6 protein-coding genes and 1 pseudogene are annotated in these 11631 nt (G+C 61.0%); 4 read left to right on the top strand and 3 right to left on the bottom strand.

Going from position 1 to position 11631, the window contains the following annotated elements:
• Positions 1-609, top strand: a pseudogene (locus ABX749_RS07770) (EF-hand domain-containing protein); the annotation flags it as partial.
• Between the two features lie 351 nt (positions 610-960).
• Here the strand turns inward: ABX749_RS07770 and nrdR are convergent.
• On the bottom strand, positions 961-1425 hold the full coding sequence (gene nrdR / locus ABX749_RS07765; protein WP_095738409.1) for a transcriptional regulator NrdR: 465 nt from the start codon (positions 1423-1425) through the stop codon (positions 961-963).
• A gap of 296 nt (positions 1426-1721) precedes the next feature.
• Between nrdR and ABX749_RS07760 the strand changes: the two genes are divergently transcribed.
• The gene (locus ABX749_RS07760) at positions 1722-2135 is read left to right on the top strand and encodes a DUF4339 domain-containing protein (protein ID WP_372895469.1); all 414 of its coding nucleotides are present in this window, start codon (positions 1722-1724) and stop codon (positions 2133-2135) included.
• Positions 2136-2295: 160 nt separating this feature from the next.
• Here the strand turns inward: ABX749_RS07760 and ABX749_RS07755 are convergent, their stop codons facing one another.
• Both ABX749_RS07755 and ABX749_RS07750 read right to left on the bottom strand, forming a co-directional pair.
• Positions 2296-3618: a hypothetical protein gene (locus ABX749_RS07755; protein ID WP_372895468.1), complete on the bottom strand. Its 1323-nt coding sequence runs from the start codon at positions 3616-3618 to the stop codon at positions 2296-2298.
• Positions 3619-3756: 138 nt separating this feature from the next.
• Positions 3757-6306 (bottom strand): pilus assembly protein N-terminal domain-containing protein, encoded by a 2550-nt coding sequence (locus tag ABX749_RS07750; protein ID WP_372895467.1) that lies wholly within the window; start codon positions 6304-6306, stop codon positions 3757-3759.
• A gap of 360 nt (positions 6307-6666) precedes the next feature.
• Here ABX749_RS07750 and ABX749_RS07745 point away from each other — a divergent pair, with 360 nt between their 5' ends.
• Together ABX749_RS07745 and ABX749_RS07740 are read left to right on the top strand one after the other, a co-directional pair.
• Complete coding sequence (locus tag ABX749_RS07745; RefSeq protein ID WP_372895466.1) at positions 6667-9579, top strand: PD-(D/E)XK nuclease family protein; 2913 nt, start codon at positions 6667-6669, stop codon at positions 9577-9579.
• The coding region (locus ABX749_RS07740) for a UvrD-helicase domain-containing protein (RefSeq protein WP_372895465.1) at positions 9576-11631 on the top strand (2056 nt) is incomplete at its 3' end. The genes ABX749_RS07745 and ABX749_RS07740, both read left to right, overlap by 4 nt.

Here is an 11631-nt window from a genome sequence, read left to right as displayed (position 1 = left end):
GAACTCGCGGTGCGCTACGCCCGTCGCCGCCAGTCGTCCGAACAGTCACGCGACGACGATCGCAACCGCCGCCGCGAGAGTGATCGCAGCGGCGATGTCGAACCGCCAGACGTCTATGGTGGCCGAAAATCGTACCGGATCAGCGGCGAAAAACGGACGCCGGAAGGCTTGCCGGGATTCTTCACCGACAAGGATGCCAACCAGGATGGCCAGGTCGAAATGGCCGAATTCGCAACCAAATGGGATGACGACACCGTCAATGAGTTCTTTCAATCGGACCTCAATCGCGACGGTGTGATCACGGCCGAGGAAGCCGTCCAAGCGGTCGAGCGGGGTGCCAGCACGCCTTCGGCCACCACGATGGCCTCCACCTCATCCGCATCGTCGAGCTCCACCGATGGCGGCGGCCCGGTCGGCACACCCGATGACAAGATGGTCAGCTACGCCGAGCGAATCATCGGTCGCTACGATGCCAACGGGGACAAGAAACTGGTCGCCAGCGAATGGAAGAAGATGCTGATGAGTCCTGCCGATGCCGACGCCAATCGCGACGGGACGATCACCGTCACCGAGTACGCGTGGTGGATGCAGTCACGTTCCAAACGTTAGTGCTCCGCCAACGGCTTGTTGGTTTAGTGAGCCGTGACGCGTAAGCGGCCGGGCCTAACCAATGCCCGAGGCCTTACGGCCAGCGGCTCACCAATCGTGATCAACCCTCAAACTCAATCTGGACGAAGCACTCCAGCAATTTGCCCGGGCTAACGATCGAGAATGATACCCACGGATAGCAGCGCGAACCCACGGATGACAGGGTGCAAGAATCCGTGGGTTCGCCCTGCTATCCGTGGGCTCAGTGGGTAAGTCATCGCTCCGCAAGTTCCAGCCTGACCCGCTTTTCCGTTCGATCAACGCAACCCCAACATCAAATGTGGCCCGAGCACTCGCAGTCCGGCGCGTGCGTCAGCTGCGGATCGGCCGTTTCGTCAGCCGGGTGACTTCATTGATGAAGTCGTCGGCGGAATGAAATTCCTGATAGACGCTAGCAAATCGGATGTAGGCCACTTCGTCCAGTCGTGCCAAGTGTGCCATGACGATCTCACCGACCTCCTTGGCCGGAATTTCCGTCTCGTATTCCTGGTAGATTTGCGTTTCGATGCTTTGCACGACCTGTTCGATCTTGTCGCTCGGGACGGATCGTTTAGAGCAAGCCCGCTCGATTCCGCGGCGGATTTTCTCGCGTTCGAGGGGTTCCCGGGTTTGATCGCGTTTGACGACGCGCAACGTCAACTGCTCGATTTTCTCGACCGTCCCGAATCTGCGGTTACAATTGGTGCAGACCCGTTTTCGGCGAATCATGTAACCGCCTTCGGCTGTCCTGGTGTCCAGGACACGGTCTTCGTCGAGGTGGCAAAATGGACAGCGCATGGGCGACCGGTTGGTGCAAGGCGAGAGAATCGGCATGTCATTATCTCGCCAAACGACGCGAAAACGCAAGGCCTTGCGTTTTTTGCCGCCTGCCGCGTGATTCTGCTAAACTGGGACAGCAGTCGAAAGACGACGCAGGCGACTGGGCTGACGGCATGAATCCAAGTGGGCCATCCGGCCCCGACACAAGTGCTTTAGGTTGAGACGATGGCCCCTGTTCGCGCCGCCGATGAACCTTGGCGAGGTGCATTGAACGGCGCAGCGAACCGGGGATTTTCAAGGGAGCGAATCGAACCGTGACGGCTTGGTTTTTACAGCGAATGGAAGGCAACGTTCAGACGGAAGTGGGACCGTTGCGTCCGAGCGAATTATTGGCGATGGTCCGCAAGGGTGAGATCAAACCCGAGACACGTTTGCGCAAGAACGACTCGGCGTGGTTCCCGGCCAGCGACGTCGGCGGCTTGTTTGAAGCCGCGGTCCGCCAGGAGGTTCAGTATTACTGTCCCTCGTGCGGGATCCGCATCAGCCAGCCGCCCCGCACCTGTCCGCGCTGTCTGCGGGATATCGGGCGTGGAGAAGCACGCGAGGTCAAGCCCGAGAAACTGACCGCCGACATCGCCTTGTCGAGTGAGCCAGAAGAGCACAAAGAATCCAAACAGAGCGTGCAAAACTGGCTGCAGAAGAAGGTCGCCGGAAAACAAAAAAAATAGCCGCGAGATCCTCTCCGGTTTCGAGTGTTTCTCGAAGCGGAGAGAACCGGGCGGCTACTGGGTGAATCGTTGACTGGTTGAATCGTTGACTGGTTGAAACGCTGGTCCAACCCGTAGGAGACAGCAGAGCAATCGCTGCCGAAGTCTCCCCGCGAGGCGTTTAGTACCGCAGTTCGACCCCGAAGGATCCGCCGTAGAACAGCAGACCGTCGTTCATGTCGATGCGGGTTCCCATTGCATTGGTGACGTTCGCTTTGACTTGACCGGGGACCAAAGCGGTGTTGGTGATGTAGAGCAATTCTCCGCCGCCGCGGATCGACAGCATCTCGCCCAATTGGTAGCGAAGCCCCAACCCGATGTCGAAGACACCTGAAAAGTCGTCATCGTCGCGACTGTTGTGGAGCACGGTGACGCCTTGGTTGCGAAGTCGAACGTCGGAATCGGCAAAGTTATAGTACAGGCCGCCCCGCAGTCGCACGTCGGTGTAAACGTGCTGCGTGACCGGATACAGCAGGTCGAGTCCGAGCTGAAGCCCGGCCATCGTGTTCTGCGTGCTCGCGGTCAGGTCCGAGTACGATGTGAAGATGTCCTTTTCGGACGCGTAGCCATAATCTTCTTCGACGCGAATCACGCGTCCACCGAACAGGGCTCTGGCGACATCCCAACCGACGAGCGTCTTGTTCAATTCCGCACTCCAGTACTCGGTATTGTAGAACTGGGTTTGCAGGTTGGCGTTGTCGAACGGATCCAGAAACGTGCCATCGAAGTTTTGCGGATGGGGATTGGCCACCGTCGCGGGGCCGTCGCCGTCGAACAGGTGCGAATCGATGGTTCCCGGTGAGTTGGTGTCCACGACCCGCAGGTTGCGATTCCATTCGGTCGGTCCGACGAAGGTGAATTCGTAACCGTTGACGCAGTTCGGCAGGGTACCGAACGTGATCCGTGGCACCCATTCGAATCCGAAGTCGTCCATCCGAGCGTTGCGGGTCAGGCTGAATCCGTCTGCGCCGTTGCGTTCGAGGTACATCGCTTCGACGAACACATAGTAATAGGGATCGCAGGGAATCCCGCAGGCCATGGATTGCCCACCGTAGCCGGACATCCCGTAGCCGTTGCATGATCCGTTGCAGGAGCCTTGCATGCAGCTTTGGCAGCCGTAGTTGACTTGCGCGACGCGGCCGGCGTTGAGCGATCCGAGCGGCCCCGAGGTGGTGGCCATGGCTTGTGAGATCGATCCCGGGGCGAGTCCGCTGGGGCTGACGTCGGCCGCGGTGCGGACGTCGGAGGCGGAAATGATCTTGGTTCCCGGACCGAACATCGCGGCGCCCGAGGAAGACACCTGTTGGTCTCCGCCGAGTGCGCCCACCAATCCGGTTTGCGCCGAAGCCACGGCGCCGCTACCAGCGATCATGGCGGCCGCGGCGATCGCCAGAACCCTTGCGGCGTGACGCCGGATGACGGAGTGGATCAGAGGGATGTTCATGTCGAACCTCGTTGACGTAATCGGTGCGGCACAATGCCGCAAAGGATCAGTGGTTAGTGTGACGTATCTGAATCAGGTTGAATCGCGTTTGGCATGTCGGCCCCGTCCCTGGGCGCTGAGCAAACCGGCCCGCTGGGATCATCTAACTTTCAAGTTGTCTTGGACCGGGACGAGGCAACTTTTTCGAACCATGCGAACGATCTGTTTCGCCGTGTCTTCGTCGTCGCAGTGACCGGTGACGACCAACTCTCCGCCCCGCAGGGACACGACAACGCTGGCCGTCGGAAAGGCTTGATCGATCGAATCGTTCAGCAACTCGGTGTGCGCGGCGACCTTGTCGCCGATCGCATCGACCCCTTCGCTGACTTGAATTTGAAAGGTTTGTTTGCGAGTCGGCTCGCCGTCGGTGACATCCGCCCAGATCGTCAATTCGGTCTGGCCCGTGCCGGTACCGATCAATTTGATCTGGTTGGCACTGGAAGCGAACGCCTGGCAGACGTCCTTGTTTTCGATCGTGAATCGCCGTACTCGACCGCCGATCGTCATCGATCGCACCTGGGCACGTTTGAGTTGCAGGACGACCGCGGCGCGTTGTCCGCCGGAGTCTTGCGTGTGATCCCCTTGCGACGATGACAGGTTCGGGTCGGGAACGGTTACATCAATTCGTTTCTGCTCCGGTTCGATCGACCGACGCATGATGCTGTGGCGAGACGACGCGAGCCGTGCGCGAGTGCTCGAAGGCGTCGTGCGGTTGGGCGGTTGAACGACTGCGGTGCGAGACGCGCCGGCGTGTGACGGATTGACCGCGACCGGAGCCGCGATCAACGGGGTTTCATCGGTGCCGATCTGTTCGATACCCGGCGCGACCGACGTGACGATCGCGTGCCCAGGGGCCTGTGCCGGCAACGCTCTCCGTTCGGGCTGGCTGGCAACGGGCTGGCTGGCGGTAGGCTGGCTGGCGGTAGGCTGGCTGGCAACGGGCTGGCTCAGCGGCGTTCGGCTGGCAACGGGATCGCGTCGGGAAATGGTTTCCATCGCGTCGCGTTTCGGCTGGACGATCGAGCCGACCGGAGCAGCGTCCTGGACGTCGTTGGAGCGATCTTCCAACGTTTGGGCGACGGCCGCCTTGGGGACCAACGGCATCTCCGCCTCCTCAGCGGATCCCAAGCTTTCGCTGATCGCGGCCGAGGTGGGACGATCCGTTACCGAATCGTCCTGGCGCGCCGCTGGAGCGGGTTCAAAACGAATCGGATCGATCGTGGATTGCACCACCGCGTTGTCGCTATCGCCGAATTGCAATTCGATCGGCGGCGTCGCGATCGCGACGGTTTTGCGTTGCAGCAGTACCGGGACCTGTGAGTCCGCTTGCGGTGTGACGCGCTGTTCGGCGTCGATGACGCGAGACTTGGCGGTCAGCGGCACGCGTGCTCGGTTGCTGACCACCAACTCGTCGACCCCAGTGTCGTCGGCTTGGTCCGCATCGACATCGGACGGGGCCATCGTCTCAGCAGCGGCGACCGCATGGTCACCGAGTGGAGCCAAGGCTTCGGCGGCAAAATTCACCGCCGGAGCGAGTTTCACCGGCGTCTCAGCGGCAACCGGTGGCGTCGCTGGCTGCGAAGCTTCAGGCTGCGATGCTTCGGGCTCTGACGTCTCGGGCTCAGACGTCTCGGGCTCAGACGTCTCGGGCTCAGACGTCTCGGGTTCGGTTACCACGGGCTCCGCGTTCGGATCCGTCTGCATCGGTTGCTCAGCAACTTGCTCAGCAGGTTCCTCAGCGGGTGCCTGAACGCTGGGTGTCGATTCCACTTCGAGTTTCTCAGCGTTGTCGGTCGGAGGGACTGCCGCGACCGAAGCTTTTGTTGCTGGAGTCTCTGTTGCCGGGATCTCAGTGTCGGATTCGACTTCATATTCGCTGGTGAACGCATCACCGGCTTCGGCCGTGTCATCGGACAGGGTGAAGAAGATCGGTTGCGTTTCTTGGATCGGCGTCTGCTCGTCGCGGGCGTCGGCGACCGGAATGACACGTGAATCCTGTTCGGCGGCGATGCCGATGGGCGCGGTGTGCCCGGCGGTCAGCCGAGACGCGGCGTTGGATGACGATGCGGACCGGATCGGCGTGGCCGCACCGGTCGGGATCGCCAGCGGCGCCGGAGAGTTGATGGCCGCTGTTTTAGCCGCCCAAGACAGTTGTGCTTGATCGGGTGAGTTCGGCTGGGCGAACGCCTCGGCGGGGACAGGGCCGAACCGGTCAAAGGCCTCGACCTGAGTCGCGGGGACGTGCTCGCTGGATCCGAGCGCGATGAGCGGTCGGTCGCTGACGCCGGTCGCTGACGAGGCATGGAACCGCGGATTTTGCCGCACGCGTCCCACCGGGGACGCCGCCATCGACGGATGGACGCCGGCCGTGGTCGCAGACTGGACCGCCCCGTGGGCGGGAGTCGCCGGAGCCTGTCCGGGCGTGACAAACGGATTGGACTGGACCGCGCCCACGGGCATCGGGGATGCAGTGTGTGCACCGCCATGGACGATTCCCGGCGTGGTGTTGTTTTGATTGAAGAAACGCGATTGGATCATCCCGCCCTGCGGTTGTTGACCGCCCGCAGTAGAGCCGGACGCGACCAACACCGCCACCAGAACCGCTCGCTTGGCGATTCGTTTGGATGGGTCGCCGTTTTGGCTTGTCATTTTCGCGTTGTTCACACGCATGCCGCGTTCCTAGGTCCCGGTGATTTCGGCCCCAATGAACCACGTTCGGTTCATCGAAAGGATGTGCCCCCCTCGGCACACCGACGGCACACGGTGATTGCGCACTGTATGTCCGTTGGTTTACGTATCGGATGCGTGTTGGCGCGACATTAACGATTCTCGGGCCTCTAGCACCTGTAACGCTGGAATCGTTTGTCGCGGCCGTGCGGCCATGGATTGGCTCCACGGGTCACACAAAAAGCCCGGAATCGATAGGATTGGACCAGACGTGTCACGACCGGACACGACAACAACGCCGCAGGCTTAAAAACGGATTTTCACCAGGGGGGCTGCTTCGCCGTGTCATTTGATCTTTTTCCCGAATTGCTGTGCCGACGCGAGTTTCTGGGCTGGGATCGGCCCTTGCTGCCCGGGGTGGTCCGCTATTTCATCGATCAGGCGGGCGAAACCGGCCGTTTGGACTTGAGCGACTGGATTTGCGTGCTGCCGACGGCCCAGTCGATGCTGCGTTTCGGCCGGCTGTTGCAATCGGCGGCCGATGACCAGGGACTCGACTATCTCGCGCCCCGCATCACGACGTCGGGAGAATTGGCCGAACTGCTCTACCAACCCGAGGCCCCGATCGCGATCGAGTTCGAGCAAACGCTGGCCTGGGCGCGGGTGTTGCGACATCGCGACGCCGAGTCATTGCGACCGCTGCTGCCCGTGCTGCCGGAATCCGATGCGATCGGCCCCTGGCTGGAACTCGCCGGGACGTTGCGGCGATTGACGGCCGATCTGGCGGCCCACGAGGTGAGTTTCGCGGACGTGGTTTCGGTCACCGACAGCGATGCCGAGCAAGCCCGTTGGAAACTGCTGCAAGAACTCTTCGAACTCTACCTCGGCGAACTTGCCACGGCCGGGCGCAGCGACCCACACCAGCAGCGTCGGCGTGCGATCAAACGAAAAACGATTCGGTCGGGACGCTTGATCGCGCTGGTCGGCACCAGTGACCTCAATCCATCGATTGCCAAGGTGATCGCCGAAGTCGAACGCGACGTCGTGGCCTTCATCGCGGCCCCCGAGGACAAGGAAGCTTGCTTTGATTGGCTCGGCTGCCTCAAGCCGGACGCCTTTGCCGAGTTCCAATTGCCGCTGACCGATGACCATCTGGTACCGGCCGGCGACATCGCCGATCAAGCGACCGCGGTCAGCGAGGCGGTGACGGAATTCGCATCGCGCTATCAACCGGAACAGATTGCCGTCGGCGTGACCGATGATTCACACGTCGCCGCCACCGAAATGCAACTCGACGGATGCGGGTTTTCGACCTACCGGCACGTCGGCTGGACCGTCGCGTCGACCGCCGTGGGGCGACTCGTTTCACTCACCGCCACCTTGATCGCCCGGCCGACCTGGCGATCGCTCGCGGCACTGGTGCGGCACGGCGATGTTCATCGATTCCTCCTCGCTCAACTCAACGAACCCCAAAGTGACGCGGCCCAGCCGGACTACCTGATTCCGCTCGACCAGATGCTTGCCAATCATCTGCCGGTGCGACTGTCCGATCCGTTACCGCCGGCGGCGCTGAAGCACTATCCCGCGGCGGAACAACTGCGCCGTGCCGTCCTTGCCTGGCTCGCGCCCCTGCTTCCCAAGCATCTGTCCGACGGACCGCGACCGACCCAACCGATCGCCGACTGGTGCGACCGGCTGCTGCACTGGCTGGATTCGATTTACGCCGACTTGGGAACTGCCGACCTGGAAGCTGCCGGCCTGGGAGCTGCCGATGCGACTCGGCCCGATCGCCGGTTGACCGTCGAAGCGGTCGCGAAAGTCCGTGATCTTTTGACACGCTTCACCAAACTCAGCCGCCACTTGGACGCGCCCGTCACCGCCGCGTCGGCGTTGGAAATGATCACCTCACGTCTATCCGATCTGCGTGTCGGGCAGAACCAGAACACCGATGACATACAAATTCATGGCTGGTTGGATTTGGCATTGGATGATTCGCCGGCAATGGTCGTGGTCGGTTTCAATCATCCCTTCGTGCCCTCGGCGGTCACCAGTGATCCGTTTCTGCCCGGTTCGCTGCGTTCGCGACTGCGAATCGCCGACAACGAACGCCGCTACGCCCGTGATCTGTATGCGACGCAGTTGCTGCTGTCGACTCGCCGAGACATCCGAATGATCGTGGGCAAGCATTCTGCCGACGGAACACCCACGCCGCCCAGCCGTTTATTGTCCGCTTCATCACCCCCGGACGTGGCTCGGCGAATCCGGATGCTGCTGGCCGGAACGCGCGACAAGGTCAACGTTTCGCACCGCTGGGACAGCGATCGCAAAACGACCGATCTTCCCATTCCAGAATTCCATCCTGACGAATGCCCCGTCAAATCGATGAGCGTGACGGCTTTCAAGGCCTACCTCGAATGCCCCTATCGGTTTTACCTGCGACATGTGCTGAATCTGAAACCCGTCGACGACTTGGCCCGCGAGCTGGCCGCCAACCAGTTCGGCGACTTGGTCCATGCCGCGGTCGAGCACTTTGGAGAGTCTGCCGAGAAAGACGAAGCCGACGAAAAGCGAATCTTTGAATCGTTGCGTCATCACTTACACCAGTACGCAGCCGACCAATACGGCGATCACGCCGAAAGCGCCGTCCGGCTGCAAGTCCGTCAAGCCGAGCGGCGCTTGCACTTCGTCGCCGCCGAGCAAGCCAAACGCATCGAGCAGGGCTGGAGAATTCATGCGACCGAAGCCAGCGTCGAAGAATCCAAAGGGGCTTCGATCACGGTGGACGGAAAAAAAATGGGATTGCGAGGGCGTTTCGATCGGATCGACCGCAACGTTCAAACCGGACAATGGGCGATCTTGGACTACAAGACCCACGGTCACAAACCGGAGAAAAAACACCTTCGCAAAAACCGCGACACCGGCCAATACGAATGGATCGATCTGCAATTGCCGCTGTACCGAATGATGGTGCCCTTTCTCGGCATCGAAGCGCCGCCGCAAGAGGTCCAACTCGGCTATTTTAATGTCAGCGACAAAGCGGAAGAGTCCAAAATCAACATCGCGGAATTCGACGAACCGCTGATGGAACAAGCCAAGGATCTGATTCATCAATGCGTCCTCCGCATCTTTGCCTGTGATTTCGCACCCAGCGACCAAGGCGTGATGTACGACGATTACGAAATGATTTTGCAAACCGGAGTTGCCAGTCGCATGCTGGCCGGTGCGGCGATCGCGGAAGGAGACAACGACCAGTGAGCACCGAAATCACATCCCACGACCGTTCCCCCAGCGACGTGTTCCTCGACGGCAACCTGCCGCCCGTCTTGGTGCGGGCATCGGCCGGTACGGGGAAAACGTATCGTTTGACCGCACGACTGTTGCAGATTCTGTTCCAGGGAGCGGCCCCCGAATCGATTCTCGCGACCACGTTCACACGCAAAGCTGCCGGCGAAATTCTGGAGCGGATCCTGTTGACGTTGGCCGAAGCCGCTGATCCGGAAAACGATACGGCGCTGGAGGATCTGCGCCGGCAGGTCGGCCTGGAAACATTGCCCCGCAGTCTGTGTTTGCAACTGTTGCAGCGTCTGGTCGCAAACATTCATCGCATCCGCATCTGCACCTTGGACAGCTTGTTCACCCAGCTGGCCAAATCGTTTCCCTTTGAATTGCAACTGCCGCCGGTTTGGCGACTGACCGACGAGATCGAAGAAGCGTGGTTGCGCGAACGCGCGATCGATTCGATGGTCTCAATGCTCCAGCCCGGCGAGTTGGCGACCCTGTTGGCGATGCTCAGTAAAGGTGAAACCAAACGCTCGATCGTTCGTGAGCTAATTCAAATCGTCTCGGGCGCGTACACGAAAGCACGTCAGACGGCGCCCGAGGCGTGGACCAATCTGGACGCGCCCACCGCGCCCGACGATGCCGCGTTGACGTCCGCCGCCGGTTCCTTTCGCCTGTCCGAACCGCCCCAGAAAACGGTTCGCGCCAAACTCGATGCGATGGCTGAATTACTTGAGACGCGTCAATTCGATTCGTTGGCGACCGAAACGCTGATCAAGAACTATGCCAAGGCCAAACGCAGCGGCGAGCCGACGAAACTGGGCCGATCCGCGTTGCCCGACGGCCTGGATGACGCACTGGGCGCGTTGTACGCCGCCGCGCGTTCCAACACCCTTTCGCTGTTGGCGGCACAAAACGACGCCACCGGTCAGGTCTTGGCGTTGTACGACGGACAAGTCGCGCAGCTGAAACAATCCTTGCGAACACTCGGCTTTGACGACATCGCCGTGCGGTTGGCGAAACAGTTTGCCAAGGTCGACCACCGCTCGATCAGTCGACGCTTGGACGGCGCGATCGACCATGTTTTGTTGGACGAATTCCAAGACACCTCGCCGGCCCAGTGGCAGGTCCTTCGGCCGCTGGCCTTTCGATCGGCCGATGCGGCCATCGACCCCGATCCCGATCCGGAAGCCGCAGTCAAACGCTCGTTTTTCTGTGTCGGGGACACCAAGCAAGCGATCTACGGCTGGCGTGGCGGCGTGGCGGAAATCTTTGATGCGGTCAGTGCCGAGATCGGCGGCGTCGAATCGATCGAACAGAACACGAGTTTCCGCAGCAGCCCGGTGATCATGGATTTGATCAATCGCGTTTTCAAGAACCTCTCGCGACACAAGATCGCCAACGCCGCCTCCGACGGTCACGACGCCGACAAGGCGACCTACGAAGCCCGCGCCGTCAAGCAGTTCGCCAAACGGTTCCCGCAACACGTGGCGTTCAAGGCTTCGTTACCCGGTTACGTTCGCATGGAGACCTGCGAAAAGATCGACAGCCGCGACGGCGCGGAAAAGACGCAGGCCTGTTATCAGTTGGCTGCCCGACGCATTGCCGAACTCTCGCGCGCCGCGCCGGATCGTTCGATCGGTGTCCTCACTCGCACCAACAAAGGCGTCGCCAATCTGATCTTCCTGCTGGAACAACTCGGCGTCGACGTCAGCCAGGAAGGCGGAAACCCGTTGGTCGATTCCGCCGCGGTCGACTTGGTCCTGTCGGCATTCATGATGGCTGAACATCCCGCCGATGGTCGTTGGAAGTTTCATGTCGACCATTCTCCACTGGGTCAGGTCGAGGGCATGTCGGCCGGCTACGTCAGGGATCTGGTCACCGAAGTCGGGATCGCACGTGCGGTCCAGCACTTGGCCGCCGCCCTCGCACCGGTGTGCGGACCCCGCGATACCACACGTTTGAAACAATTAGCCCAGTTGGCAGTTGCTTATGAGCCCAACGCGACCGACCGCTTGCGAGATTTTG

Source organism: Stieleria sp. (assembly GCF_041595215.1).
Lineage (GTDB): Bacteria > Planctomycetota > Planctomycetia > Pirellulales > Pirellulaceae > Stieleria > Stieleria magnilauensis.
This window is presented reverse-complemented; position numbering and strand designations above follow the sequence as displayed.